This window comes from Candidatus Kosakonia sp. 282A-S69, from assembly GCF_029433855.1.
Classification (GTDB): Bacteria; Pseudomonadota; Gammaproteobacteria; order Enterobacterales; family Enterobacteriaceae; genus Kosakonia; species Kosakonia cowanii_A.
On record NZ_JAROAU010000003.1, the window covers coordinates 1,792,508 to 1,818,101 of the forward strand.

Here is a 25,594-nt window from a genome sequence, read left to right on the forward strand (position 1 = left end):
AAGATCTTCGCCTCTTCTTCTCTCCAACCAACCCAAAGCACTCTTATGATGACGAATAGTGTTTCACGTAAAGTCGCGTGGCTACGGGTGGTTACGCTTGCCGTTGCCGCTTTTATTTTCAACACCACCGAGTTTGTGCCGGTGGGGTTGCTCTCTGATATTGCCCAAAGCTTCGATATGGAGACCGCGCAGGTCGGCATCATGCTGACTATCTATGCCTGGGTTGTGGCGCTGATGTCGCTGCCTTTTATGCTGCTGACCAGCCATATTGAGCGGCGAAAACTGCTGATTGCACTGTTTGTGCTGTTTATCGCCAGCCACGCCCTCTCCTTTCTTGCATGGAATTTCGAGGTGCTGGTGATTAGCCGTATCGGCATTGCGTTTGCGCATGCCATCTTCTGGTCGATTACCGCCTCGCTGGCGATTCGTCTGGCTCCGGCGGGCAAACGCGCGCAGGCGTTAAGCCTGCTCGCCACCGGCACCGCGCTGGCGATGGTGCTCGGCCTGCCGATTGGCCGCATCGTCGGACAGTACTTTGGCTGGCGCACCACCTTCTTTGTGATTGGCATGGGCGCGCTGGTCACGCTGGTTTGCCTGGTGAAGCTGCTGCCGACGCTGAAAAGCGAGCACTCCGGCTCGCTGAAAAGCCTGCCGCTGCTGTTTCGTCGCCCGGCGCTGGTCAGCATCTACGTGCTGACGGCGGTGGTCGTTACCGCGCATTACACCGCTTACAGCTATATCGAGCCGTTTGTGCAGAATGTGGCGGGCTTTAGCGCTAATTTTGCGACTATCCTGCTGCTGTTGTTGGGCGGTGCGGGGATTATTGGCAGCGTGCTGTTTGGCAAGCTCGGTAACCGGCACGCGTCCGGACTGGTATGCAGCGCCATCGGGCTGCTGGTGATTTCGCTGGTGATGCTACTTCCCGCCGCCACCAGCGAAAAATCGCTCGCTGTGCTGAGTTTGTTCTGGGGCGTGGCGATTATGATTATTGGCCTCGGCATGCAGGTGAAAGTGCTGGCGCTGGCACCGGATGCGACCGATGTTGCAATGGCGCTCTTCTCCGGGATTTTTAATATCGGTATCGGCGCAGGCGCGCTGGTGGGCAATCAGGTAAGCCTGCACTGGTCGATGAACACCATCGGTTATGCCGGTGCCGTCCCGGCGATCGCCGCGCTGGTGTGGGCCGTGGTGATTTTTCGCCGCTGGCCGGTACAGCTTGAGGAGCAGAGCGGGCCGGTTTAAGTGTTGCCGCTCACAGGCCGGATAAGCGTTTACGCGCCATCCGGCATATTGCGCGGCAATCATTGCCGGATGGCGGCTACGCCTTATCCGGCCTATCAAAACGAGCCTACAGCGACACCAACGTTGCTTTTATCTGCGATATGGCAGCGAGGGGTTGTGTCCCCGCTGAAATCGGCGAACCGAAGCGTGAATGACAAGGTCTGGACGCCATGGATGGCGGACAGAGGCGAACCGAGACAGGGACTCGTTCCAGAATGGAACGAGTAAGTCGAGTCGAGCCGGCCGCCGTCAGGCACGCGGGAGGTGAGCGCAGTGCGCAGCACCGATTTCCTCGCGGGGCCGCGGGGATTGACAAGGGGGGAGCGGCCCCCCCTTGTCCCGTTCACCGCATAAAAGATTAATGAAACTGCCCAACGCCTGGTGAACGGAACCGTTCCAAAAAATGCCCTATGCCAGCCCCATTGCCGGATGACGCTACGCTTATCCGGCCTACGGGATCGCCGCGGTTTCAACCATTCGGCAATCAGGGCGCTGCGGTGATAACGTCGTGCATCACCGAATTTTGCCATTCAAACCACGGATTCCACGTCAGGCGGGCGTGAATTTTTCCCGGCGTCACCCATCCCCAGTCGGAGTACCACACCTCTTCACCTCTCAGGCAGCGCCCTGCCGCCTCTTCCGATTGCCCATTGCTGCAAAGCCTGACGCTGCCTTCTCGCCCATAGAGCGGGTTGTCCGGTGAAAAGAGCACCGACATATGGGAAAACTGGCTAATGCGCTCCTGTGGCAGACTATCCGTTTTCACACGCAGACGTGACATTGTCACGGAAGGCAAAGGCGGTGTGCCGTACCAGATCGCCCGGCTGGCTGGATGGGTAAAGAGGTGGTCAAATTGTTCAACTATCCAGCGCGTATCGAGCACCGAATCATGCTCCGTTAACACCACCAGCGTCGGCTTATTGAAGGATCTCTGCGCCAATAAACTCTGCGCACTGGCGCTGGTTCGCCAGAACTGGGCAAAACCGTTGGTCGGCACGCGCAGATAGCGGGTTGCGATCTGCTGCGGGAAAAGCGTCCCCGGCGGGCGGAGCCAGTCGCGAAACAGCGCCAGCGCAGGTGCCAGAAAAGCGTAGCGGGTATTTGACTTAAAGGCTGGCGAGAAGAGCAGCAGCCCCTGCACAGGGTCATGCGTCATGGCATATTCCAGCGCCAGGTTGCCGCCGGTTGAGAAGCCGCCGAGCCAGAGCGAATCAACCTCTTTTGCCAGAATCGCCGCCTGCTCATTCACCACCTGCCGCCACCGGTCAACGCTGACGCCAATCAGATCGGCGGGACGTGTGCCGTGCCCGTCCAGCAGCACGGTGCGCACCAGAAACCCTTCGCGGGCAAGCTCAGGGGCGATATCGACAAACGATCCCGGCCCGTCGCCGAGACCGTGGATCAGCAAAATCCCTTTGCGCGCTTTCTGCGCAGGTCGCCACTCCTGCGGTGTATTGAGCCGCAGCTCGGCAGGTTTATCCAGCGTCTGAAAGGCGCGATGGGCGGCGACATAATCGCGCGTCTGCCGTTGATACTGGGCAAAGCTGCCCTGCCCGAGCGGCGCAGGTTCGCGCTTTTGCTGCTGGCAGCCGACAATCAGCAGACAGCAGCAGAGAATGAAGCAGGAGAGCTGGCGCATTAAGTGACTGCCGGGTAGGTCGAGATAATCTCCAGCACGCCGTTAATGATGAACTGCACGCCCATGCAGACCAGCAGGAAGCCCATCAGCCGCGAGATGGCTTCAATCCCGCCCTTGCCCACCAGCCGCATAATCGCGCCGGAACTGCGCAGGCTTACCCATAAAATCAGCGCCACGGTGGCAAAGACCAGCGGCGGCGCAACGGCGATCACCCAGGCGGGAAAATCAGCGCCATGGCGAATGGTCGACGCTGAGCTAATGATCATCGCAATGGTGCCAGGCCCGGCGGTGCTTGGCATTGCCAGCGGGACAAAGGCGATATTGGTTTCCGGCTCATTCGCCAGCTCTGCCGTTTTGGCTTTCGTTTCCGGGGACTCATGACTCTTCGCAGGCGGAAAGAGCATGCGAAAGCCGATAAAGGCCACGATAAGCCCACCCGCAATGCGCAGACCGGGAATCGAGATGCCAAAGGTGTTCATCACCACCTGGCCTGCGTACCAGGCGACCATCATGATGATAAAGACGTAGAGCGAGGCCATGCGCGCCTGCTGATTGCGCTGGACGCTGTTCATATTCCCCGCCAGGCCCAAAAACAGCGCGACGGTGGTCAGCGGGTTGGCCAACGGCAGCAACACCACCAGCCCAAGACCGATAACTTTGATCAATTCCATCATGGTACGTTTCACCTCTCCCCGGTTAACAACCTCGCCAGTATAGCCGCATCGCGGCGGCAAACGCGCATTAACTTAGGCCACACATGCGTAAAAATTGCGTAAATTCAAAGGGATGAAATTATAAATATTCTTAAGCATGAAAAGTTTTAGCAATTAGTGGCATCCGATACCCATTTGGTTGACTTATATTTGCCTGAGCAATAATATCTGCCGTGATTAAACTACTTGCCGGGGCAACCATTGTGAAAAGCACGAATGATCTATTCAACGACATCATTCCCTTAGGCCGCTTGATCCACATGGTTAACCAAAAAAAAGATCGTTTACTCAACGACTATCTTTCGCCGCTGGATATCACTGCCGCCCAGTTTAAGGTGCTCTGCTCTGTCCGCTGTGAAGGGTGCATTACCCCGGTTGAGTTGAAAAAAGTTCTCTCCGTCGACCTTGGCGCACTGACCCGCATGATGGACAGGCTGGTGTGCAAAGGGTGGATTGAACGCAGCCCGAATCCTAATGACAAGCGCGGCGTGCTGGTGCGATTAACACCTGAAGGCGCGACGCTCTGTGAGCAATGTCATCAATTAGTGGGTAAAGACCTGCATCAGGAATTAACAAAAAACTTAACCGCAGAAGAAGTGGCAACACTTGAGCATTTGCTTAAGAAAGTCTTGCCGTAAAAACAAAGAGGTATGACGATGTCCAGACGCAACACTGACGCTATTACCATTCATAGCATTTTGGACTGGATCGAGGATAACCTGGAGTCACCGCTCTCGCTGGAAAAGGTGTCAGAGCGCTCCGGTTACTCTAAGTGGCACCTGCAACGGATGTTTAAAAAAGAGACTGGTCATTCACTGGGACAATACATTCGCAGCCGCAAGCTGACGGAAATTGCGCAGAAGCTCAAGGGAAGCAATGAGCCGATCCTGTATCTGGCGGAGCGTTACGGGTTTGAATCGCAACAGACCCTGACCCGCACGTTTAAAAACTATTTTGACGTGCCGCCGCATAAATTCCGTGTCACGGATATGCCTGCGGAGTCCCGCTATCTCTATCCATTAAATCACGCTTGTTAAACTAATCGCCTGTAATTAAAGACGTATCGAGGAAAGTATGAAACGTATTACCTGCGCCGCAGCGGCATTGATGGTGCTGCTGAGTGGCCAGAGTTATGCGGAGCAATTTGATCACAGCGCCGGGCAACACGCCCGCGGCGCGATGATCATACCCGCCGCCCAACAAACATCGCCGTATGACTTCAACCATATGGGAGCGGGAAGCGACAAATCTGACGAGTTAGGCGTAGCGTATTACCATCAACGCAGCTAACCGCTTGCCCCGCACCGTGCGGGGCTTTTTTTTACCTTCAGTTTGCCTGCGCCGCCCGGCGAAGACGAAAACCAAACACATTGATATAGAGCCCCGCCATCACCAGCACGGCACCGACCAGCTGCATCACGGAGAGTTTCTCATCCAGCAACAGCGCTGCACTCGCCATCCCGACCACCGGCACCAGCAGAGATAACGGCGCAACGCGCCAGGTTTCATACCGCCCCAGCAGCGTTCCCCAAATTCCGTAGCCAAGAATGGTGGCGATAAACGCCAGATAGACCAGCGACAGCAGCGTCGTGGTATCGATCGCCACCACGCTTTTCAGCATCAGCGCCGGGCCGTCAAAAATCAGCGAGCAGACCATAAACGGCACTATCGGGATTAACGCGCTCCACACCACCAGCGACATCACCGCCGGGCGCGAGCTGAGTTGCATAATCTTTTTATTGAAGATATTGCCGCACGCCCAGCTAAAGGCTCCCGCCAGCGTGAGCATAAAGCCGAGCAGTGGAATATGTTGCCCCGTGAGGCTTGCCTCAATCAGCACCAGCACCCCGACCACCGCCAGCGCGATGCCGACCAGCTGTTTGGCCTGTAGCCGTTCGCCAAAGATCCCCGCTCCGAGAATAATGGTGAAGAAAGCCTGCGCTTGCAGAACCAGTGAAGCCAGCCCGGCGGGCATGCCGAACTTGATGGCGCAGAAGAGAAAGGCGAATTGGCCAAAGCTGATGGTCAGGCCATAGCCCAGCAGCAGACGCATCGGCACTTTCGGGCGGGCAACAAACAGCAGCGCCGGGAAAGCGACCAGCAGAAAGCGTAGCCCCGCAAGCATCAGCGGCGGCATGGCGTGCAGACCCACTTTGATCACCACAAAATTGAGGCCCCAGGCCACAACAACCAGCATGGCCAGCAGCACATCTTTACGCGCCATTTACGCCCCTTTTTTGTTTACAAATTTGTAAAAAATTTACGTTAACTGAAAAAATAGTCCAGTAATAGATCATTAAATTCGGTAGGTCGTTTTTGGCACCTCCAGACAAATTGGCGGTTGTGCGCCTCGGTTTCGGCGTGTTATTGCTGTTGGCATCACAAAAACGAAAATAAACATGCCGGGTAAGAGAATGACCTCGACACAAACACGCTCCACCGCCGCACTCCTGATTTCATCGCTTTTATTAACGATTGGCCGCGGCGCAACGCTGCCGTTTATGACCATCTACCTCAATCGCCAGTACGGCATGGCGGTCGATCAGGTCGGTTATGCCATGAGTATCGCCCTGACCGTGGGGGTGATTTTCAGCCTTGGCTTTGGCATGCTGGCGGACAAGTTCGATAAAAAACGCTATATGTTGCTGGCAATTGTCGCCTTTATTGGCGGATTTGCCGCCATTCCGCTCTCTCATCATGCGGGTCTGGTAGTGTTTTTTTTCGCCCTGATTAACTGCGCCTATTCGGTCTTTTCGACGGTGTTGAAGGCCTATTTTGCCGATACGCTGCTGCCAGCGACGAAAGCGAAAATTTTCTCGCTTAATTACACTTTCCTGAATATCGGCTGGACCGTCGGGCCGCCGCTCGGCACGCTGCTGGTGATGCAGAGTATCAATCTGCCCTTCTGGCTGGCGGTATTCTGTGCCGCCTTCCCGCTGGTGTTTATCCAGCTCTATGTTCAGCGCATCGCCGTCGGAGAAGGTCACGATCCTGCCGCGGCCTGGTCACCGTCGGTGCTGCTGAAGGATAAAGCGCTGGGCTGGTTTACCCTCTCTAACTTTCTTGCCTCATTCGTTGCCGGCTCCTTTGCTTCGTGCCTGTCGCAGTATGTAATGGTGGTCGCGAGCAGTGAGTTTGCCGAACGCGTGGTGGCGGTGGTGCTGCCGGTCAACGCGGCGATAGTCGTCACGTTACAGTATGCCGTTGGGCGAAAACTCACGCCGGGTAACTTGCGGCCGTTGATGGGGATAGGCACGCTCAGTTTTGTTATCGGCCTCGCGGGCTTTATGCTCTCTGGCGACAATTTATGGCTGTGGGGTCTCTCCGCCGCGGTGTTTACCCTCGGCGAGGTGATCTATGCGCCGGGCGAATATCTGTTGATTGACAACATTGCGCCGCCGGGCATGAAAGCGACCTACTTCTCGGCGCAGGCGCTCGGCTGGCTGGGCGCGGCGATGAATCCGCTGTTAACCGGCGTGATCCTCACCACGCTGCCATCCTGGTCGCTGTTTGTCATCCTGATGGTCACCATTGTCATCGCCTGGCTGATGATGCTCAAAGGGATGCGCGTCCGCCCGTGGGGCGTGTTGCAGCCGCAATAAGCGGCGCTGGAACCGCCCAGGCCTGATAAGCGAGTAACGCGCCATCAGGCATATTGCGCGGCAATCATTGCCGGATGGCGGCTACGCCTTATCCGGCCTACCAAAACAAGCTACAGCGACATCGTTGCGACTTTTATCTGCAATATAACAGCGATGGGGTTGTGTCCCCGCTGAAATCGGCGAACCGAAGCGGGAATGACAAGGTCTGGACGCCATGGATGGCGGACAGAGGCGAACCGAGACAGGGACTCGTTCCAGCATGGAACGAGTAAGTCGAGTCGAGCCGACCGCAGTCAGGCACGCGGGAGGTGAGCGCAGTGCGTAGCACCGATTTCCTCGCGGGGCCGCGGGGATTGATAAGGGGAGCGCGGCCGCTTCCCTTATCCCGTTCACCGCAGAAGCGGTTAATGAAACTCCCCAATGTCTGGTGAACGGAATCATTCCCCCAATGCCATATGCCAGTCCCATTGCCGGATGGCGCGTACCGCTTATCCGGCCTACGCCGTTTCAGCAGCTCCGTTACCGTAGGCCGGATAAGGCATAGCCGCCATCCGGCAATTGTGCCGCAGAGGTCCTGTTACCACACCTGCTCTGCGATGCGGGTCACCAGCCGCACTTTCTCCCACTGCTGCTCTGGCGTCAGCGAATTTCCCTCTTCGGTTGAGGCAAAACCGCACTGCGGGCTGAGGCAGATCTGGCTGATATCGACATACTTCGCCGCTTCCTCAAGACGCGCTTTCACCCCTTCCGGGTTCTCCAGCTCGCCGTTTTTAGTGGTGATCAGACCCAACACCACCTGCTGTTTCCCAGGGCGCACAAAGCGCAGCGGCGCAAAGTCACCGGAGCGGTCGTTATCATACTCAAGGAAGAAGGCATCAACATTAACCCCGCCGAACAGCACCTCAGCCACCGGCTCGTAGCCCCCTTCGGAGATCCAGGTCGAGCGGAAATTGCCGCGGCAGACATGCAAACCGATGGTTAAATCCTCCGGCTTGCCCTCCAGCGCCTTGTTAAGCACACGGGCGTAAGTGCGCGCCAGCTCCTCAGGATCATCACCGCGCGCCACAATCTGCTTGCGCTGATCGTCAGAGCAGAGGTAGGCCCAGACGGTATCGTCCAGTTGCAGGTAGCGGCAGCCTGCGTCATAAAACGCGCGGATCGCATCGCGCCAGGTGGTGGCGAGATCGTCAAAATAGGCATCCAGCTCGGGATAGACGGTGGCGTCGATTACTTTACGGCCGCCGCGGAAGTGGAGCACGCTCGGGCTGGGAATGGTCATTTTCGGCTGCGCATCACCGCTGATACTCTTCAGATAGCGAAAATCTTCCAGCATCGGGTGGTCTTTGAAGCTGACTTTACCCGTGACACGCACGCCGTGCGCTTTGGTCTGCACACCGTTGAACTGGATCCCCTGCTCAGCCTCAAAAAGCTCAACGCCTTCCAGCCCGGCAAAGAAATCGAAATGCCACCAGGCGCGGCGGAATTCGCCATCGGTCACTACATGCAGACCGCAGGCGCACTGCTGTTCTACCACCTGACGAATCTCTTCGTTTTCGATGTGACGCAGCTGATCGGCGCTGATTTCACCCTGCGCGAACTGCTGACGCGCCTGTTTGATGGCGTCAGGACGTAAAAAACTGCCGACTACGTCTGCGCGGAACGGGGCCTGATGTCGCTGCATAACTCTCTCCTTATGCGCCAGGGCAGATGGTTGCCCGGCGTGATAATTCATTATTTGAATATTTAGACTTCTGGACGGCTAAATGTCCAAACAAAATGTCACACCGGGGCAACGGCGGCAAACGAGAAAATTTCACGTCCCATGAAAAATATTCATGTTGCGTACAGAAAGGGGAAAAAGATCCCCTGTCAGGCGGCGTGATCAATCCCGCTGGCGAAGCTATAACCTTCATCTTCCCAACCGGTAATGCCGCCGATCATCATCTTCACCGCCAGCCCGAGACGCGCCAGCTTCAGCGCTGCGAAATCCGCCCCGTTGCAGTGCGGGCCAGCGCAGTAGACGACAAACAGCGTGTCGGCGGGCCACTCGGCCATCCGCTCAGCCGTGATAGTGCTATGGGGGACGTGAATCGCACCCGGCAGATGACGGCGCGCGAACGCTTCCTGACTGCCGACCACGTGCAGTAAGACAAAATCTTTCTCGTTATGGGTCAGGGCGTGATGCACGTCCGCGCAGTCCGTCTCAACGCTCAGGCGGTGCATAAAATGGCTGGCGGCTTCTTCCGGGGAGGCGGCGGGAATATCGGTTACATAGCTCATCGTCTTTTCTCCATGGTTGTGTTAACACTAATCTAACCAAAACAGCGCGCCCTGAATGCGCCCTTCTCTGCCAGATAACACCAGGATAATGACAAATTTACGACACCCTTCCGCCCGCCATCGCGTGGTCGCCCTCGCCTATGACGGGCTCTGTACCTTTGAATTTGGCGTCGCCGTAGAAGTATTTGGCCTGCCGCGCCCGGAGATGGGCGATAAGTGGTATGACTTTGCCGTTGCCGCCGTTGACGCGGGCGAACTGCGCGCCACCGGCGGCATTCGCATCATGGCGGAGGGCGGTCTTGAGCTGCTTAACGAGGCGGACACGGTGGTTATCCCCGGCTGGCGTGGTGCCGATCACCCGGTCCCACCCGCCTTGTGCCGCGCCTTACAGGAGGCCTGGCAACGCGGCTGCCGGGTGATCTCGATCTGTTCCGGGGTCTTTGTGCTGGCGGCCACGGGGTTACTCAACGGTCGCAAAGCCACCACGCACTGGCGCTATACCGACCAGCTTCGTGAGCACTATCCGGCCATCGTGGTGCTCGACGACGCCCTCTATTATGACGAGGGAAAGGTGATGACCTCGGCGGGCAGCGCGGCGGGCATCGATCTCTGTCTGCATGTAGTGCGTGAGGATTTTGGTATTGAAGCGGCTAACAGCGTCGCCAGGCGGCTGGTGGTGCAACCTCACCGTGACGGCGCGCAAACGCAGCACCTGGCACGCCCGGTGGCGCGTACGCGTGAAAGCCTACAGCTCGGCCTGCTGTTTGATTATCTGCACCAGCAGCTGGCAGGTAACCATACGGTCGCCGCGCTGGCACAGCGCACTGGTATGAGTGAACGCACTTTTCTGCGCCGCTTTCAGGAGGCCACCGGCACCACGCCCGCACGCTGGATACTGCAGGAGCGGTTGCTGCGCGCGCAGTCGCTGTTGACGCAAACGCGGATGAGCATTGAGCTCATCGCACGTCATAGCGGGTTTGCGAACGCCGCCTCGCTGCGCCACCATTTTCAACAGCAGCATGCCCTCTCGCCCGCGGCTTACCGGAAAAAATTTACCGAAGCGGTGAATTAATTCACATTATTAAGCGTTTGTTGATATTTAGCAGGCTATTATCTCTTTATTGCAGCGATAACATTTTCTAGTGAGGCAAATCAGTGAAATAGATGGAGAGGTACAACATGGGAAATATGCATGTTTTTATGGCGGTTCTGGGCATTATTTTGTTTTCAGGTTTTTTAGCCGCTTATTTTAGCCATAAATGGGACGATTGATGAACGACGATAATCCCCCACCGCAACGGCTTCTTACATTATGTGTAAGAAGCCGTTTTGCTTTATTCGGCGCAAAAAAAACCGCCGGTTATGGCGGTCAATGCTTGCATGGATAGATTTGTGCTTATTGTTACACGCTAACTCATCATTCAATGTTAACGGGCTGGTGTCACTTTAACAGCTACAACCTCAACAGAACCTAAACGATGCCTGCCTGCTGGATGAAACTGGCGAAACCATCGAAACGATTGCCTGACTAAAAACGACGTTTAACCTTGAAAACAAAGCAGATATATCGTCACAGCCAAATTGAGTGTGCTAGGGTGGTGTTTTGATTCACCAGACCGGAGGGGTTATTCCCAATCTTAAATTTACGTGCCCGGTTTGCAGTAGCCATAAGTTTACCTTCACAACCTATTGCTCCGATAAACTTCCGTCACACGGCGCAATTTGCTCTATTTGTGGAGCGCGACTTACCGCAAGAGCCTGTATACCCGCACTCAGAAGGCGACGCTGGCCAAAAAACGTTTTATAAGAAATGGGGCCATTTGGCGGCCCCGTTTTTTGTTTTTACGCGTTTTTTGCTTTGCCCAGTGAAAACCCGCTCACTTTCGCAATATGCACGCGTAATATTGTGCCCTTCACGCTCGTCCAGCCGCCATTACCTGTCATCCATGAGGGATCTTTAATATGCAGGTAATTAAGTGGAATCTCATGATCCTCATCAACGCGGTAATCTTCTGCCAGCTGATCAAAAAAAGTGGCGATAGGATTTTTAATATTGTCATCACCGGCAACAGAACGAATCGCCTGCGCTGTCGACAGCGCATACTCTTTACCTGATACCAGTTCACCTGCCACCACCTGGCCGCCTACCACCAGCGTGACCACCATGCCTGCGCCAAGGTTTGCACAGGAGACCAGATGCGACAGCGCACTGTCCTGCGTACTGATGGTCGGCGTAACGGCTGCAACTTCACGTTCTGTTTCCATGGGTACCTCCACATACAGGCAGAAAAAAACCGCCCGAAGGCGGTTGGGGTTTAGTGAAACTTGCGAATAGCTTGCTCCGTCTCCTGCTGGGTGACCAGATCGGAGAAACGGGCGACAAAGTAGGTCTCTCCGTCAAGCTCCCAGGGCTCGATCGGGATTTCCAGAAAAGCGCTTTGCTCATTTTTAAAGGTGACCGATTTGGCGTTATCTTCCACGGACACCTGCTCAACCTTACCACCGGCGCGAATTACCACTACATTTTTGCTCATGTCGGTTACCTCAGTTGCTTAAATTGCCTTCGACATTAACACAGCCATGCTTTTCATGCCTGCACCATGCCATAGATTGTTAAGCGCTAAAAATTAGGTCCTATAATTTGGCTTAATGAGAGGGATAACGCTACGGCGGGAAACGTGAGGTTGACCACACTTTCGTAATTGTGTGGGTATAAAAAGGCGGCAAAAAGCCAGAGACCGGCCAAATAACCCGTCTCTGGCTAAGGATATTACGGTGATGCCGGGTGCCTCCCGGTGAGTGCGCGCCAGCCCGCACAACTCGCTTTCACCCCAAAAGATGTGGCTGGTAGCCCCTCCGCGTAGGGGGATTCATCACCACGCTTAACGTTATTAAGGGAAGGAAGATCGGTCAATGCTCGTGCGGGTTATGTAAGTTTTTAAAGCATAGCGATTTATCATAAAGCGGCCTCGCTCGCACTCCGTCGTCGCGCAGCACATAAATCCCGCGATTTCAATTTTTGATAAAGAATAAAGGCTTGCTGGTCGATAACGATCGAGAGGAAACGTTCGCGAACGCTGAGAGTGTCAAACCGCCAGGTCAGTGTTCAACGCCTTTTTACACAATAGCTGTGGCTCTGCCGTCTAGCGTTAATCGTATTCCCGTAACACCTGGTTCGTTTTAGACAAGCCGCGTGGTGTTTAATCCGTTCAGGCGATCTGGACAAAATTTTTTAATTAATCAGTAGTATGTATGACAGCATTTCTTAAGGAGAGATGATGAAGACAACCGAAGAAGCGATTAATGATCTGCAGTGTCGTGCTTTAGCCTATGAAGTCATTTTTCAGTCCATCTTCTCTGAGCTGCCGCAAGTGTTCATTGAACGAGCCGCTGGAAAGATTGAGAGTAACTTCAAAGCATTCGAATCCGGTACGCACTCTGACGCAGGCAAAGCCAAGCTTGATGCCGCAAAAGCCGTTGTTTCCCGCATCATGGGAACGAAGATTTAACCGCCCTGATATATTGCTGATGACTCAGCACCGGAAGAGCGCTAATCACAGGCAGTTAGCGGCATCGCTGCTGCCAGTGGTTCACTGAATATGCATGATTTTACTTACCGGTGAACCTTCGCTGACACGGCAGGTTATTGCGACCCCGTCGATAAAACTTTCGTAGCGCTCACCTCTTCTCCCCACCAGAATCGTCAGGTTACCAAACTGTAAATTCCGCAAGAATTTATATATTTCTTTAGGGCAGCGGTTGGGCACCAATCACTCATTCAACGCCCCACAGGGAAATCATTTACGTTCAGGAGAACAAATGCATACCACTGAATGGAATGGCGTGTACCGGGAGTCGGTATCATGACGAGTTAGATGTTATTGACCTACATTCTCGAAGAAAAAGTCGACCCGTCACAGTTTCAATTTATTGTTCAGCCTCACCTTGCGGTGTAAAGAATCAGAACCATGCCGCCTTCATCGGTGAGTTCACTGTTTAGCCGCCAGGAGACTCTTCGCTCGCGTAATGATCTTTTCAATTTACGGTCATCGCTAAAGTCTGCCGGCAGAGGCCGATTGAGCACAAAAAAACCGGGCATCACGCCCGGCTCTTTTCCCGCCCGCGAAGACTTATTCGCTCAATCCCCGATTTTTCAGCATCGGCTCGATCTCAGGGTCGTGCCCGCGCCACTGGCGATAGCGTTCAGCTAAATCCGTGCTGTTACCGCGCGACAGGATCGCGTCGCGAAATTTTTGCCCGTTTTCACGGCTCAACCCGCCCTGCTCAACGAACCACTGATAGCCATCATCGGCGAGCATTTGCGTCCATAAATAGGCGTAATAACCCGCTGCATAACCGCCACCGAAGATGTGAGAGAAATAGCTGCTGCGATAGCGCGGCGGTACGGCGGCCAGGTCGAGCTTCTCTTTAGCGAGGGCCTGCGCTTCGAAGCTTTCCACATTGTTGACCTCCGCATTCGCCGCCAGCCCGTGCCAGTTCATATCCAGCAATGCCGCGCTCAGCAGCTCGGTCATGTCGTAGCCTTTATTAAACAGCGTGGCGCGCAGCATCTTGTCGCGCAGAGCATCCGGCATCGGCTCGCCGCTTTGGTAGTGGCGGGCGTAATGGGCAAACACCTGCGGCTGGCTGGCCCAGTGCTCGTTAATTTGTGACGGGAACTCGACAAAATCGCGCGGCGTGTTGGTGCCGGAGAGGCTGGCATAGCGCTGGCTGGCGAAAAGCCCATGCAGTGTATGACCAAACTCGTGAAAAAGGGTAATCACCTCATCCCAGGAGAGCAGCGCAGGCTGGCCATTCGTCGGCTTCTGGTAGTTGCAGACGTTATAGATAACCGGCTGTGTGCCGTTAAGCGTCGACTGCTCGATAAAGTTACCCATCCAGGCGCCGCCACTTTTCGAGTCGCGGGCAAAGAAGTCGCCATAAAAGAGCGCCAGCCCGCGATCGTCGGCATCAAAAATCTCCCATACCCGCACGTCCGGATGGTAGACAGGGATGTCGAACCGTTCGCTAAAGCGAATGCCGAACAGCTGGCTTGCCGCCCAGAATACCCCCTCCGTTAATACCGTGTTCAACGCGAACCAGGGTTTAATCTGCGTCTCGTCGAGATCGTATTTCGCCATGCGAACCTGTTCCGCATAGAAGGGCCAGTCCCAGGCTTGCGCGGTGAATCCACCCTGCTGGTTATCAATAACGCGTTGAATATCAGCCAGTTCACGCTCAGCGCGTGCGCGCGCGGCCGGTGCAATATTGCGCATAAAGGCCAGCGCTGCCTGCGGCGTACCAGCCATCTGATCGGCAATCTTCCAGCTGGCGAAATCATCAAAACCGAGCAGGTGCGCCTGCTGAGCCCGTAACTGAGCCAGACGCAGCACCAGCGCGCGCGTGTCGTTGGCATCGTTGCGCTCTGTACGCAGCCAGCTGGCTTTGAACAAATTTTCACGCGTCTGGCGATCGCGCAGCACCGCCAAGGCAGGTTGCTGAGTCGTGTTAAGAAGAGATAACAGCCAGCGGTTTTCCAGCCCTTTGGCTTTTGCCGCCCCGGCGGCATGCTCAATATCTTCAGCGCTCATGCCGTCGAGCTGGCGCACATCATCCACCACCAGGCCGCCCGCTTTAGCTGCCGCCAGCAGGCGCTGGTTGAACTGGCTAATCAGCGAGGCCGCTTCGGTATTAAGCGCTTTCAGCGTCGCTTTATCCTGCTCGTCCAGCATCGCGCCCGCCAGCACAAACCGCTGATAGGTCACCTCTACCAGACGTGCCGATTCAGCGTCGAGATTAGCGCTATCAAGGTTATTCCATACCGCTTCCACACGATCAAACAGCTGTTCATTAAGATAAATGTCGTTCGCCAGCCCCGCTAACTCCGTGGAGAAGGCTTCGTCGAGTTGCTGGAGGAAATCATTGGTGTCGGCCGAGGTCATGGCAAAAAAGACGCTGGTCACATAATTGAGCAAGGCTCCGCTCTGCTCCAGCGCCAGGATGGTATTGTCGAAGTCCGCTGGCGCGCTGTTTTGCACGATCGCCGCGACCTGCTCGCGTTTCTGTCGCACCCCTTCATCAAAGGCCGGGCGATAGTGCTCCTGCGCAATAAGATCGAAGGGCGGCGCCTGATACGGTAGCGGGCTGGCAGTAAAAAAGGGATTAGTGACCGACATAGTTTGCTCCTGAATGCGGTAAGTCTCCTCAGAGTAGGCATCTGCCGCGCCCTGCGCAATCCTTTCTCACCCCTGCGCAAGCCACCATTTTTTGCCACACTCTTTAACAGTCAACACTTGTAATGCCGCCTCTGCGCGGTGCATGCTATGTCACGACATCACAAAAATCGTTGAGGAACAAAGAGATGATTATTCTTGTTACCGGGGCAACCGCAGGGTTCGGCGAGAGCATTACCCGCCGCTTTATTCAAAATGGTCACCACGTGATCGCGACCGGCCGCCGCCAGGAGCGTTTGCAGGAGCTGAAAGAGGAGCTGGGCGAGAACCTCTACACCGCTCAGCTGGATGTGCGAAATCGCGCGGCTATCGACGAGTTTATCGCCGCCCTGCCCGCACAATGGCGCGAGATTGATGTGCTGGTCAATAATGCCGGTCTGGCGCTGGGCATGGAGCCCGCGCACAAAGCCAGTGTGGATGACTGGGAAACGATGATCGATACCAATAATAAAGGCCTGGTCTATATGACCCGCGCCGTGCTGCCGGGTATGGTCGAGCGCAATCGCGGCCATATCATCAACCTTGGCTCTACGGCCGGAAGCTGGCCTTACGCGGGTGGCAACGTCTATGGCGCGAGCAAAGCCTTTGTGCGCCAGTTCAGCCTCAATCTGCGCACCGATCTGAGCGGTACCGCGGTGCGCGTCACCAATATCGAGCCGGGTCTGGTGGGTGGCACCGAGTTCTCCAATGTGCGCTTTAAAGGCGATGACGACAAAGCGAATAAAACCTACGAAAACACCACGGCGTTAAGCGCGGAAGATGTAACCGAAGCGGTGTGGTGGGTTGCGACGCTGCCGCAGCACGTCAATATCAACACACTGGAGATGATGCCGGTCAGCCAGAGTTACGCCGGGCTGAGTGTTCACCGCCAGAGCTAACCTTATCCGCCCGGCCTGCGGGCCGGGTCTGGGCTGTATGCAGAAACAATGGTATGGTAGCCGGGTTAACCCTTTAAAAAGTAAGAGCGAATGGCCGCCGAAACGCAACTCAACCCTACGCAACCCGTTAATCAACAGATCTACACCATCCTGCGACGGGATATTGTCCACTGCCTGATCCCACCGGGCACGCCGCTCTCTGAAAAAGAGGTGTCGGTGCGTTTTGACGTCTCACGCCAGCCGGTGCGTGAAGCCTTTATCAAGCTGGCGGAAAACGGGTTAATCCAGATCCGCCCCCAGCGTGGAAGCTACGTTAATAAAATCTCGCTTACACAAGTGCGCAACGGTTGCTTTGTCCGCCAGGCGATAGAGTGCGCCGTGGCCCGCCGCGCCGCACAGATGATTGATGACAGCGCCTGTTATCAGCTGGAGCAGAACCTCCACCAGCAGCGGATCGCCATTGAGCGCAAGCAACTGAATGATTTCTTTGAACTGGATGATGAATTCCACCACAAGCTGGCGCTGATTGCTGATTGCCAGCTGGCGTGGGACACGATTGAGAACATTAAGGCGACTATTGACCGTGTGCGCTATATGAGCCTCGATCACGTCTCCCCCCCGGAGATGCTGCTGCGCCAGCACCAGGCGATTTTCGAGGCGCTGGAAAAACGCGATGCCGACGCGGTTGAGCATGCGATGACGCTGCATTTGCAGGAGATCAGCGAGTCGGTCAAAACCATTCGCCAGGAGAATCGCGACTGGTTCAGCGAAGAGTAACCCCCCTCTTTTTCCCTTATCAGGTCACCTTTTTGCCAGAAAAAAGTGTGACCTTGATCAAAAGCAAAAACTCATCATCTCAGCGGCGTATTTATAGGGCGTCCGTTTCGGGGACATCTTCTGCCCCGGTTCGCTTTGTGGATATTATCAAGGAGAAACCATCATGATGACTTATGACCGTAACCGTAACCCTATCACCACGGGCTCACGCGTGTTGATTAACGGCACGGGTCGCACCGGCAAAATTGTCGCCATTCACGCCGGGGGCTTAAGCGCTGAAAAAGTGCGCCGCAACAAAACGGTGGAAGTGGAAGGGTGTGAAGGCAAATTCGAGCCGGTAGAGCTTATCCGCCTCGGCCTGCACTGATCGGCAAAAGGTGATGAAGATGAATGCCGCCGCGGCGGCATTCATCGTTTGATTACTGCCCTGTCGCGAAGTGCGCAACCGTCGCTTTTGCGCCTGTTGCCAACAGCATCTGATACGCCTTCTGCACCTGCGTTACAAATGCTCTCTCATTCGGTAAATCACGGCCAAAAATCGCTTCAATGCCCAGCAATGCCTCTACGCGCGCTTCACCTTCAGCACTACTGTTCACCGCCTTCTGAATCACTGCGAGCAGCGGATCGCACACCTCAATCGCCTGCCCCTGCTCATCAACCCCGCCGACATAGCGCATCCAGCCGGCAACGCCTAAGGCCAGCAGCGAGAAATCACTGCCGTGGGCCAGGTGCCAGCGCACAGAGTCCAGCATGCGCTGCGGCAGCTTCTGACTGCCGTCCATGGCGATCTGCCGGGTACGGTGACGCAGCGCGGTATTGCTGTAACGCGCGATCAGCAGATCGGCGTAGTGCGGCAGATCGACGCCTTCAACTTTTAGCGTCGGCGCCTGTTCGCGCAGCATCAGCGCGTGTGCCGCGCGGCGATAGTGTTCATCTTCCATGCACTCGTTGATGTGCTGATAACCCGCCAGATAGCCAAGATACGCGAGGAAAGAGTGGCTGCCGTTCAGCATGCGCAGCTTCATCTCTTCAAAGGGCACCACATCGCTCACCAGCTCCGCGCCTGCTTTCTCCCACGCCGGGCGGCCTGCGACAAAGTTATCTTCAATCACCCACTGGCGGAACGGTTCACAGGCGACGCCCGCCGCATCGCGCACGCCGGTAAGCTGTTCAATCTTCTCAAGGGTTTCAGCCGTAACGGCCGGGACAATACGATCGACCATCGTGGAGGGAAAGGTGACGTTCTCTTCAATCCAGCGCGCCAGTGCGGCATCCACCGTGCGGGCATAGGCGCAGATAACGTTGCGTGTGACGTGGCCGTTTTCCGGCATGTTGTCGCAGGACATTACGCTGAACGGCGGTAAGCCTGCGGCTTTGCGACGGGAGAGCGCTTCGACAATAACCCCGGCGGCAGATTTTGGCTGATGCGGGTTTTGCCGATCGGCGACGATCAACGGGTGATCGAGCATCAGCTCCCCGGTCGCCGGTGAGTGGCAGTACCCTTTCTCAGTAATGGTCAACGAGACAATGGCAACCTGCGGCTCACACATGGCATCCAGTACACTTTCCAGCCCGTCCACCTGCGCATGCAGCGCGCGCTTCGCCACGCCAACCACCCGCGCGGTCCACGCATCGGCGGACATCTCCGCCACGGTGTAGAGATTATCCTGCTGTTTCAGATCGGCAATCTGCTGTTCGCCACCGATAAGATTAACTTCGCAGTAGCCCCAGTCGCTGCCATGCTCTGCGGCGAGGATATCGGTGTAGACCGACTGATGCGCGCGGTGAAATGCGCCAAACCCAAGATGCACAATGCGCGCAACCAGCTTGCTGCGATCGTACTGAGGTAGAGTGGCTTTCGCCGTTAACAGCCTGTTTTCCATGGTGAGACTCATCTTATTAAGTGAAACAGTGGTTCATTAGATTAAGGCGTAGCGCAAACCCGACTATGATTTGCGACAGGATTTGCTGACTACACCAACTAGAATGGTAACCAAATGTGTCTTAAACCGGATGATAACGGTTTGCCTGAGAGGTCGCGCCGTGAGGTGACAGGCTGCACTTTGCTGTTGCAGCCAGGCGGCCATGCCGCGTTGAGCAGAGGTAAGGAGCGGACGTTAAGATAACGCGGCGTTGGCGACTGCCAGGCAAGGCGCCGCCCGGCGTAATCAGGTGATCATCGGGACAAATATATAGCGAGAGATAGCCTGGCTGGCGCAGCGTTTTAGAGGTGCAATTTTCATCGCCGCCCTTACATCACATGAAGCTGTTGTAAGGGAACTTACGGAATGTGGCAAAGACCATTCGAGTCTCTTGATCGAAATTTACACACTCAATCACAGCGCCATAACAATATCCTGCTCAATTTCGTGACCATCCGGCGACGATGATCAACATGCCGCACAAGGCTACTGCTGCGCCCAGCCAGTCATAAACCGTCAGTTTTACGCCCTCCACGACGCGTAGCCAGAGAAGCGCGGTGCAGACGTAAACCCCGCCGTAAGCGGCATAAACGCGCCCGCTAGCGGCAGGATGGAGCGTCAGCAGCCAGACAAAAAGTGCCAGTACGATGGCGGCGGGAATCAGCAGCAGCGGCGTGCCACCACGTTTTAGCCACAGCCACGGCAAGAAACAGCCTACAATTTCACACAGAACGGTGACGAAAAAGAGCAGCGTGATTTTCAGCATAGTCAGGTCGTTTATTGAAAATAGGTTGAACCATTTTACCTGATAATGCTCTTACAGTCGGTTTCGCCCCGGTATGCTGGCTGGCGGAGATCGCTTAGAATAGAGACGTTTTCCTCACTTAAGGACTATTGCCATGACTTCTACACTTAGCAAACGCCTGTGCCTGACCGCAATGCTGACGCTGGGTGCCATTGTGTACACCACTTCCGCACTGGCTGAAACCAACCGTCTGGTGATCGAATCGGGCGATAATGCGCAGACCCGTCAATCCGCCGCGATGGAAAAAGAGCAGTGGAACGATACCCGCAGCCTGCGCCATAAAATTAATAAACGCGTAGAGAAAGAGTGGGACAAAGATGATGTCGCCTTTGATGCGCGCGATAACTGCCAGAAAAGCAGCAATCTGAATGCTTACTGGGAACCGAATACCCTGCGCTGCCTGGATCGCCGTACCGGGCGTGAAGTTCAGTAATCCCGTCGGGCGCGCAGCGCCCGCCTTCATCTCAGAGAAAGGATTTTTATGAGTGACGCCATGCCCGTCCGGCTTCGCCCTCTGGAGCGCGAAGACCTTCGTTTTGTTCACCAGCTCGACAACAACGCCAGCGTGATGCGCTACTGGTTTGAAGAGCCTTATGAAGCCTTTGTTGAACTCTCCGATCTGTACGACAAACACATTCACGATCAGAGCGAGCGTCGCTTTGTCGTCGAGTGTGATGGCGTAAACGCCGGTCTGGTGGAGTTGGTTGAGATCAACCATGTGCACCGCCGCGCGGAGTTTCAGATTATCATCTCCCCGGAATTTCAGGGCCGAGGGCTGGCCTCAAAAGCCGCCAGGCTGGCGATGGATTATGGCTTTACGGTATTAAATCTTTATAAGCTCTATCTCATCGTTGATAAAGAGAATGAGAAAGCGATTCACATCTACCGCAAGCTGGGTTTTCAGGTGGAGGGGGAATTGATTCACGAGTTCTTTATTAATGGCGAATACCGCAACACCATCCGCATGTGTATTTTCCAGCAGCACTATCTGCAAGAGCATAAAACCAGCGGCAGCACGCTGTTAAAACCCACCGCGCAATAAGCGCAGTGGGCAGGCAGCATCAATAATACTCAATCGTATTTTTGATACTGTATTTATGCGTCACCTGCGGCGTCACGCTCTCATCTACAATCTCAAGGCTACAGCTCAGCGGATTGTCATGCTTGTCGTAGTCGCAGGTCTGCTGCACTTTGCTCAGCGGCTTATCATTGAGCGTACTCACCGCAGCGTAATCGAGCTTTTTGCGCTTATCTTTCGCTGGCGTGGACGTAACATCGAGATGCACATCTTTCGACGTGGTCGATTTGCCAAGCGGATAACCTTCGTCATCGTAGCGATACTTCACTTCCATATCTTTGCCTGAAGCGCGCACCACAAAACCGTTATCGTCGGTATCCCAGGTGACGCCCGCCGACGGGAATTCAGCCAGCTGGCATTTTCCCTGCAGCCGCAGCCGCTTCTCCTGCGTTTCGGCTTCAATATAGTAGTTGGCATCCAGCACCAGCGATACGCCGCTGTTATTCTCGAGGTCGTGAAGTTCGAGCGTATCAAAACAGCCCTCTTTCGACAGCGTGCCGCTGACGCGCTTCGTCACTTCGCCCTTCTCATTAAGTAGAGTCTGACTAAAGTTTTTTACCGCGCCGCGCAGAGGATCAAAATCGAATTCATTCGAAAAGCTTGCCATCTCCGGCGTAAATGCGACTGGTCCTTTTTCCTCATCACATCCGGCCAAAATCAGGGCAAGAGAGATAAGTAATAACTGTTTTTTCAAAGCCTTCACCACAGTTTTCTTTAGAATGGCGCTTATATTAGCAAAACATTTACTCTATAGCGTAATGAGTTAGTGACTTCATTAACTGATATCCGCCTAATTTCACATACAGGTAAGATGATTCAGAGATTTACCTTTTGTAGAAAAGAGAAGTGCTAAGCTTAAAGCGCACAATAAATAAGGAGACAAGCATGCACTATTCACGTTGGCTGTGCGCAGCACTGCTGGTAGGTTCTGTTCCTGCTTTCGCCGCGCCGGATTCATGCGAACGCGTTAAAACGGATATCCAGCAAAAAATTATTAACAATGGCGTCCCGGAGTCCGGGTTCGAATTGACCGTGGTACCAAACGATCAAGCCGGGCAGGCGGGCGGACAGGTAGTTGGTCACTGCGCCAATGACACCTACAAAATTATTTATACCCGCAACGGCGGCGCGTCATCGTAGAAAGAAAACAGTAACAGCAATCAGTAAAATCTAATCCCCCCTGATTTTCAGGGGGATTTCCCTCTCTTTGATCGTGCATAACTTTCCCCTACTCCTTAATGATTACCATACCTCCATCATTAGCCTGCTTTTAATTTTCGCGGGTAAGTTTTTACTTAAAATAATAATGGAGTGAGTCATGTCGAAGACGGAATATGCCGGGGGTATTAGCCGACGAACGCTGGTAAAGTCGACCGCCCTCGGATCGTTAGCGCTCGCAGCAAGCAGCTTTTCTCTCCCGTTTGGTATGCGTTCCGCCGCTGCCGCAGTGCAACAGGCGATGCAGCCCGCGTCGGATAAAGTGGTCTGGGGCGCTTGTTCGGTCAACTGCGGCAGCCGCTGCGCCCTGCGTCTGCATGTGCGTGATGATGAGGTCTACTGGGTCGAAACCGATAACACCGGCGATGACGAATACGGGAATCATCAGGTGCGCGCCTGTCTGCGCGGGCGCTCTATCCGGCGGCGCATCAATCATCCGGATCGCCTCAACTACCCGATGAAACGCGTCGGCAAACGCGGCGAAGGCAAGTTTCAGCGCATCAGTTGGGATGAAGCCCTCGATACGCTCGCCACCCGGCTGAAAGGGGTGGTGGAAAAGTATGGCAACGAAGCGGTCTATATCAACTACTCCTCCGGCATCGTTGGCGGCAACATTACCCGCTCATCCCCTTCCGCCTCGCTCATCGCCCGCCTGATGGCGATGTACGGTGGCTTTCTCAATCAATATGGCACCTACAGCACGGCGCAAATCGCCTGCGCGATGCCCTACACCTACGGCTCCAACGAAGGGAACAGCACTTCCGATATTGAAAACAGCAAGCTGGTGGTGATGTTTGGCAACAACCCGGCGGAGACCCGCATGAGCGGTGGCGGCATCACCTATTTCCTTGAGCAGGCGCGCGAACGCTCCAATGCGCGAATGGTGGTGATCGATCCGCGCTATACCGACACCGCCGCCGGTCGCGAAGATGAGTGGGTACCGATCCGTCCCGGTACCGACGCCGCGCTGGTGGCGGGCATGGCCTGGGTGCTGATCAGCGAAAACCTGGTCGACCAGCCCTTCCTGGATAACTACTGCGTCGGCTATGACGAGAAAACCCTGCCCGCCGGTGCGCCGGCGAACGGGCACTACAAAGCCTATATTCTCGGTCAGGGCGATGATGGCGTAGCGAAAACGCCGCAGTGGGCGTCGCGCATTACCGGCATTCCGGCAGACAAAATCATCAAGCTTGCCAGAGAGATTGGCAGCACCAAACCGACCTATATCTGTCAGGGCTGGGGGCCGCAGCGCCAGGCCAACGGCGAGCTGACCGCCCGCGCGATTGCCATGCTGCCGATCCTCACCGGCAATGTCGGTATTAATGGCGGCAATAGCGGCGCACGTGAGTCGACCTATACCATCACCATTGAGCGGATGCCGATGCCGGAGAACCCGGTGAAAACCGCTATCTCCTGCTTCAGCTGGACCGACGCCATTGCCCGCGGCCCGGAGATGACGGCAACGCGCGACGGCGTGCGTGGCAAAGAGAAGCTCGACGTGCCGATTAAGTTCATCTGGAACTATGCCGGTAACACCCTCGTTAACCAGCATGGCGACATTAACCACACCCACGATGTGCTGCAGGATGAGAGCAAGTGCGAGACGATTGTGGTGATTGAGAACTTTATGACCTCGTCGGCGATGTACGCCGACATCCTGCTGCCGGACCTGATGACCGTTGAGCAGGAGGATATTATCCCCAACGATTACGCCGGCAATATGGGCTATCTCATCTTCCTGCAGCCGGTCACTGCGCCGAAATTTGAACGCAAAGGTATCTACTGGATCACCAGCGAGATCGCCCGTCGCCTCGGGCCGGATATCTACCAGCGCTTTACTGAAGGGCGTACCCAGGAGGAGTGGCTGAAATACCTCTACGCCAGAATGGTAGAGAAAGATCCCGCGCTCCCCTCCTACGACGCGCTGAAAGCGATGGGTATTTACAAGCGCAAAGATCCGAATGGCCACTTCGTTGCCTATAAAAAATTCCGCGACGACCCGCAGGCCAACCCGCTGAAAACGCCGTCGGGCAAAATTGAGATCTATTCGAGCAAACTGGCGGAGATCGCAAGCCGCTGGGAGTTGCAAAACGATGAGGTGATAAGCCCGCTGCCGATCTACGCCTCCACCTTTGAAGGCTGGGACGATCCGGCGCGTGCCACTTTTCCGCTGCAACTTTTCGGTTTTCACTACAAAGCACGCACCCACTCGAGCTACGGCAACATTGATGTGCTGAAAGAGGCCTGCCGCCAGGAGGTGTGGATCAATCCGCTTGATGCAGAACGGCGAGGGATTAAGAACGGCGATCGGGTGCGCGTGTTTAACGACCGCGGAGAAGTGCGGATTGCGGCGAAAGTGACGCCGCGCATTATGCCGGGCGTCAGCGCTATGGGTCAGGGTGCATGGCATCAGGCAGATATGGCGGGCGATCGCATCGATCACGGCGGCTGCGTCAATACGCTCACGACGCACCGCCCTTCGCCGCTGGCGAAAGGCAACCCGCAGCACACCAATCTGGTCGACATTCAAAAGGTTTGAGGAGTAGCCGATGAGCACCCAGTATGGATTTTTTATTGATTCCGCCCGCTGCACCGGTTGTAAAACCTGCGAACTGGCCTGTAAAGATTACAAAGACTTAACACCGGAGGTCAGTTTCCGCCGCGTCTACGAGTACGCAGGCGGTAGCTGGCAGGAGGAGAACGGTGTCTGGCAGCAAAACGTCTTTGCCTACTATCTCTCCCTCTCCTGTAACCACTGTGAGGATCCGGCCTGTACCAAAGTCTGCCCGAGCGGCGCGATGCATAAACGCGAAGATGGCTTTGTGGTAGTCGACGAAGAGGTCTGCATCGGCTGCCGCTACTGCCATATGGCCTGCCCCTACGGCGCGCCGCAATACAATGCGGCGAAAGGTCATATGACCAAGTGCGACGGCTGCCACGAACGCGTCGCAGAGGGGAAAAAACCGATCTGCGTGGGCTCCTGCCCGCTGCGCGCCCTCGATTTTGGCCCGATAGAGACGCTGCGTAAAAAGCACGGCACGCTGGCCGCGGTGGCGCCCATTCCGGCGGCGCACTTTACCCGGCCAAATATTGTCATCAAACCCAACGCCAACAGCCGCCCGACCGGGGACACAACCGGCTATCTGGCCAATCCACAGGAGGTATGAA

Annotated in this window: 27 protein-coding genes; 16 read left to right on the forward strand and 11 right to left on the reverse strand. The window is 55.4% G+C overall.

What is annotated here, in order from left to right:
- The first annotated feature begins 45 nt into the window (after positions 1-45).
- Complete coding sequence (locus PU683_RS14120) at positions 46-1,242, forward strand: sugar transporter (RefSeq protein ID WP_277172497.1); 1,197 nt, start codon at positions 46-48, stop codon at positions 1,240-1,242.
- Between the two features lie 523 nt (positions 1,243-1,765).
- Here PU683_RS14120 and PU683_RS14125 read toward each other — a convergent pair.
- Positions 1,766-2,920: an alpha/beta hydrolase gene (locus tag PU683_RS14125; protein WP_277172499.1), complete on the reverse strand. Its 1,155-nt coding sequence runs from the start codon at positions 2,918-2,920 to the stop codon at positions 1,766-1,768.
- Complete coding sequence (locus PU683_RS14130; RefSeq protein WP_277172501.1) at positions 2,920-3,594, reverse strand: MarC family NAAT transporter; 675 nt, start codon at positions 3,592-3,594, stop codon at positions 2,920-2,922. The genes PU683_RS14125 and PU683_RS14130 overlap by 1 nt, the downstream gene beginning before the upstream one ends.
- A 242-nt stretch (positions 3,595-3,836) precedes the next feature.
- Here PU683_RS14130 and marR point away from each other — a divergent pair, with 242 nt between their 5' ends.
- The 3 genes from marR to marB are packed head-to-tail and all read left to right on the forward strand — an operon-like array spanning position 3,837 to position 4,923.
- Entirely contained in the window at positions 3,837-4,271 is a 435-nt protein-coding gene (gene marR, locus PU683_RS14135; RefSeq protein WP_277174295.1) for a multiple antibiotic resistance transcriptional regulator MarR, read from the forward strand.
- Positions 4,272-4,289: 18 nt separating this feature from the next.
- A complete protein-coding gene (gene marA, locus PU683_RS14140) occupies positions 4,290-4,670 on the forward strand; it encodes an MDR efflux pump AcrAB transcriptional activator MarA (protein ID WP_023478575.1) in 381 nt (126 codons plus the stop codon).
- A 37-nt stretch (positions 4,671-4,707) separates the two neighbouring features.
- Positions 4,708-4,923 (forward strand): multiple antibiotic resistance protein MarB, encoded by a 216-nt coding sequence (gene marB / locus PU683_RS14145; protein ID WP_277172504.1) that lies wholly within the window; start codon positions 4,708-4,710, stop codon positions 4,921-4,923.
- A 37-nt stretch (positions 4,924-4,960) separates the two neighbouring features.
- Here the strand turns inward: marB and eamA are convergent, their stop codons facing one another.
- Entirely contained in the window at positions 4,961-5,857 is an 897-nt protein-coding gene (gene eamA, locus PU683_RS14150) for an O-acetylserine/cysteine exporter (protein ID WP_277172506.1), read from the reverse strand.
- A 190-nt stretch (positions 5,858-6,047) separates the two neighbouring features.
- Between eamA and ydeE the strand changes: the two genes are divergently transcribed.
- Positions 6,048-7,235: an efflux MFS transporter YdeE gene (gene ydeE, locus PU683_RS14155; RefSeq protein ID WP_277172508.1), complete on the forward strand. Its 1,188-nt coding sequence runs from the start codon at positions 6,048-6,050 to the stop codon at positions 7,233-7,235.
- Between the two features lie 577 nt (positions 7,236-7,812).
- Here the strand turns inward: ydeE and PU683_RS14160 are convergent.
- The gene (locus tag PU683_RS14160) at positions 7,813-8,916 is read right to left on the reverse strand and encodes a cobalamin-independent methionine synthase II family protein (protein WP_277172510.1); all 1,104 of its coding nucleotides are present in this window, start codon (positions 8,914-8,916) and stop codon (positions 7,813-7,815) included.
- Positions 8,917-9,104: 188 nt separating this feature from the next.
- Complete coding sequence (locus tag PU683_RS14165; protein WP_277172512.1) at positions 9,105-9,515, reverse strand: rhodanese-like domain-containing protein; 411 nt, start codon at positions 9,513-9,515, stop codon at positions 9,105-9,107.
- A gap of 67 nt (positions 9,516-9,582) precedes the next feature.
- Between PU683_RS14165 and ftrA the strand changes: the two genes are divergently transcribed.
- On the forward strand, positions 9,583-10,587 hold the full coding sequence (gene ftrA, locus PU683_RS14170; protein WP_431190960.1) for a transcriptional regulator FtrA: 1,005 nt from the start codon (positions 9,583-9,585) through the stop codon (positions 10,585-10,587).
- Positions 10,588-10,694: 107 nt separating this feature from the next.
- Positions 10,695-10,787: a protein MgtS gene (gene mgtS / locus PU683_RS14175; protein WP_023481773.1), complete on the forward strand. Its 93-nt coding sequence runs from the start codon at positions 10,695-10,697 to the stop codon at positions 10,785-10,787.
- A gap of 570 nt (positions 10,788-11,357) precedes the next feature.
- Here the strand turns inward: mgtS and PU683_RS14180 are convergent.
- Positions 11,358-11,780, reverse strand: a complete 423-nt coding sequence (locus PU683_RS14180) for a hypothetical protein (RefSeq protein ID WP_277172516.1) — start codon at positions 11,778-11,780, stop codon at positions 11,358-11,360.
- Between the two features lie 50 nt (positions 11,781-11,830).
- The gene (locus tag PU683_RS14185) at positions 11,831-12,049 is read right to left on the reverse strand and encodes a hypothetical protein (protein WP_277172519.1); all 219 of its coding nucleotides are present in this window, start codon (positions 12,047-12,049) and stop codon (positions 11,831-11,833) included.
- A 741-nt stretch (positions 12,050-12,790) separates the two neighbouring features.
- Here PU683_RS14185 and PU683_RS14190 point away from each other — a divergent pair.
- Complete coding sequence (locus PU683_RS14190) at positions 12,791-13,024, forward strand: hypothetical protein (protein ID WP_277172521.1); 234 nt, start codon at positions 12,791-12,793, stop codon at positions 13,022-13,024.
- A gap of 621 nt (positions 13,025-13,645) precedes the next feature.
- On the opposite strand, the gene dcp is transcribed toward PU683_RS14190, so the two are convergent.
- Positions 13,646-15,691: a peptidyl-dipeptidase Dcp gene (gene dcp / locus PU683_RS14195; RefSeq protein WP_277172524.1), complete on the reverse strand. Its 2,046-nt coding sequence runs from the start codon at positions 15,689-15,691 to the stop codon at positions 13,646-13,648.
- A gap of 185 nt (positions 15,692-15,876) precedes the next feature.
- On the opposite strand from dcp, the gene ydfG reads away from it, so the two are divergent.
- From ydfG to ydfZ, 3 genes are all read left to right on the forward strand, one after another.
- Positions 15,877-16,626 carry a bifunctional NADP-dependent 3-hydroxy acid dehydrogenase/3-hydroxypropionate dehydrogenase YdfG gene (gene ydfG, locus PU683_RS14200; RefSeq protein ID WP_277172526.1) on the forward strand — a complete coding sequence of 250 codons (750 nt, stop codon included), beginning with the start codon at positions 15,877-15,879 and terminating at the stop codon, positions 16,624-16,626.
- A 90-nt stretch (positions 16,627-16,716) separates the two neighbouring features.
- Positions 16,717-17,403, forward strand: a complete 687-nt coding sequence (locus PU683_RS14205; protein ID WP_277172527.1) for a GntR family transcriptional regulator — start codon at positions 16,717-16,719, stop codon at positions 17,401-17,403.
- Positions 17,404-17,566: 163 nt separating this feature from the next.
- The gene (ydfZ, locus tag PU683_RS14210) at positions 17,567-17,770 is read left to right on the forward strand and encodes a putative selenium delivery protein YdfZ (protein WP_277172529.1); all 204 of its coding nucleotides are present in this window, start codon (positions 17,567-17,569) and stop codon (positions 17,768-17,770) included.
- Between the two features lie 52 nt (positions 17,771-17,822).
- On the opposite strand, the gene PU683_RS14215 is transcribed toward ydfZ, so the two are convergent.
- Entirely contained in the window at positions 17,823-19,286 is a 1,464-nt protein-coding gene (locus PU683_RS14215) for a mannitol dehydrogenase family protein (protein ID WP_277172531.1), read from the reverse strand.
- A 478-nt stretch (positions 19,287-19,764) separates the two neighbouring features.
- Positions 19,765-20,091: a YnfA family protein gene (locus PU683_RS14220; protein WP_277172533.1), complete on the reverse strand. Its 327-nt coding sequence runs from the start codon at positions 20,089-20,091 to the stop codon at positions 19,765-19,767.
- 133 nt (positions 20,092-20,224) lie between these two features.
- On the opposite strand from PU683_RS14220, the gene PU683_RS14225 reads away from it, so the two are divergent.
- Complete coding sequence (locus PU683_RS14225; RefSeq protein WP_277172534.1) at positions 20,225-20,563, forward strand: DUF1283 family protein; 339 nt, start codon at positions 20,225-20,227, stop codon at positions 20,561-20,563.
- A gap of 48 nt (positions 20,564-20,611) precedes the next feature.
- The gene (speG, locus tag PU683_RS14230) at positions 20,612-21,172 is read left to right on the forward strand and encodes a spermidine N1-acetyltransferase (protein WP_277172536.1); all 561 of its coding nucleotides are present in this window, start codon (positions 20,612-20,614) and stop codon (positions 21,170-21,172) included.
- Positions 21,173-21,191: 19 nt separating this feature from the next.
- Here speG and PU683_RS14235 read toward each other — a convergent pair whose 3' ends face one another.
- Entirely contained in the window at positions 21,192-21,902 is a 711-nt protein-coding gene (locus PU683_RS14235) for a YnfC family lipoprotein (protein ID WP_277172538.1), read from the reverse strand.
- Between the two features lie 191 nt (positions 21,903-22,093).
- Between PU683_RS14235 and PU683_RS14240 the strand changes: the two genes are divergently transcribed.
- The 3 genes from PU683_RS14240 to PU683_RS14250 all read left to right on the forward strand — a co-directional run bounded on the left by PU683_RS14240 (position 22,094) and on the right by PU683_RS14250 (position 25,593).
- Positions 22,094-22,348 carry a DUF1161 domain-containing protein gene (locus PU683_RS14240; protein ID WP_277172540.1) on the forward strand — a complete coding sequence of 85 codons (255 nt, stop codon included), beginning with the start codon at positions 22,094-22,096 and terminating at the stop codon, positions 22,346-22,348.
- Positions 22,349-22,526: 178 nt separating this feature from the next.
- Positions 22,527-24,965 (forward strand): selenate/tellurate reductase subunit YnfE, encoded by a 2,439-nt coding sequence (ynfE, locus tag PU683_RS14245; RefSeq protein WP_277172542.1) that lies wholly within the window; start codon positions 22,527-22,529, stop codon positions 24,963-24,965.
- A gap of 10 nt (positions 24,966-24,975) precedes the next feature.
- Complete coding sequence (locus tag PU683_RS14250; RefSeq protein WP_277172544.1) at positions 24,976-25,593, forward strand: DMSO/selenate family reductase complex B subunit; 618 nt, start codon at positions 24,976-24,978, stop codon at positions 25,591-25,593.
- The last annotated feature ends 1 nt before the right edge of the window (position 25,594 follow it).

Bases quoted from the DNA above. Each gene is read 5' to 3' on its own strand.
- ydeE (WP_277172508.1), top strand. From the start codon at position 6,048: ATGACCTCGACACAAACACGCTCCACCGCCGCACTCCTGATTTCATCG.
- dcp (WP_277172524.1), bottom strand. From the start codon at position 15,691: ATGTCGGTCACTAATCCCTTTTTTACTGCCAGCCCGCTACCGTATCAG.
- PU683_RS14185 (WP_277172519.1), bottom strand. From the start codon at position 12,049: ATGAGCAAAAATGTAGTGGTAATTCGCGCCGGTGGTAAGGTTGAGCAG.
- ydfG (WP_277172526.1), top strand. From the start codon at position 15,877: ATGATTATTCTTGTTACCGGGGCAACCGCAGGGTTCGGCGAGAGCATT.
- PU683_RS14120 (WP_277172497.1), top strand. From the start codon at position 46: ATGATGACGAATAGTGTTTCACGTAAAGTCGCGTGGCTACGGGTGGTT.
- PU683_RS14250 (WP_277172544.1), top strand. From the start codon at position 24,976: ATGAGCACCCAGTATGGATTTTTTATTGATTCCGCCCGCTGCACCGGT.
- ydfZ (WP_277172529.1), top strand. From the start codon at position 17,567: ATGATGACTTATGACCGTAACCGTAACCCTATCACCACGGGCTCACGC.
- PU683_RS14205 (WP_277172527.1), top strand. From the start codon at position 16,717: ATGGCCGCCGAAACGCAACTCAACCCTACGCAACCCGTTAATCAACAG.
- ynfE (WP_277172542.1), top strand. From the start codon at position 22,527: ATGTCGAAGACGGAATATGCCGGGGGTATTAGCCGACGAACGCTGGTA.
- eamA (WP_277172506.1), bottom strand. From the start codon at position 5,857: ATGGCGCGTAAAGATGTGCTGCTGGCCATGCTGGTTGTTGTGGCCTGG.
- PU683_RS14190 (WP_277172521.1), top strand. From the start codon at position 12,791: ATGATGAAGACAACCGAAGAAGCGATTAATGATCTGCAGTGTCGTGCT.
- PU683_RS14225 (WP_277172534.1), top strand. From the start codon at position 20,225: ATGACTTCTACACTTAGCAAACGCCTGTGCCTGACCGCAATGCTGACG.
- speG (WP_277172536.1), top strand. From the start codon at position 20,612: ATGAGTGACGCCATGCCCGTCCGGCTTCGCCCTCTGGAGCGCGAAGAC.
- PU683_RS14240 (WP_277172540.1), top strand. From the start codon at position 22,094: ATGCACTATTCACGTTGGCTGTGCGCAGCACTGCTGGTAGGTTCTGTT.
- marA (WP_023478575.1), top strand. From the start codon at position 4,290: ATGTCCAGACGCAACACTGACGCTATTACCATTCATAGCATTTTGGAC.
- mgtS (WP_023481773.1), top strand. From the start codon at position 10,695: ATGGGAAATATGCATGTTTTTATGGCGGTTCTGGGCATTATTTTGTTT.
- PU683_RS14125 (WP_277172499.1), bottom strand. From the start codon at position 2,920: ATGCGCCAGCTCTCCTGCTTCATTCTCTGCTGCTGTCTGCTGATTGTC.
- PU683_RS14180 (WP_277172516.1), bottom strand. From the start codon at position 11,780: ATGGAAACAGAACGTGAAGTTGCAGCCGTTACGCCGACCATCAGTACG.
- PU683_RS14160 (WP_277172510.1), bottom strand. From the start codon at position 8,916: ATGCAGCGACATCAGGCCCCGTTCCGCGCAGACGTAGTCGGCAGTTTT.
- PU683_RS14165 (WP_277172512.1), bottom strand. From the start codon at position 9,515: ATGAGCTATGTAACCGATATTCCCGCCGCCTCCCCGGAAGAAGCCGCC.
- PU683_RS14220 (WP_277172533.1), bottom strand. From the start codon at position 20,091: ATGCTGAAAATCACGCTGCTCTTTTTCGTCACCGTTCTGTGTGAAATT.
- PU683_RS14215 (WP_277172531.1), bottom strand. From the start codon at position 19,286: ATGGAAAACAGGCTGTTAACGGCGAAAGCCACTCTACCTCAGTACGAT.
- marB (WP_277172504.1), top strand. From the start codon at position 4,708: ATGAAACGTATTACCTGCGCCGCAGCGGCATTGATGGTGCTGCTGAGT.
- PU683_RS14130 (WP_277172501.1), bottom strand. From the start codon at position 3,594: ATGATGGAATTGATCAAAGTTATCGGTCTTGGGCTGGTGGTGTTGCTG.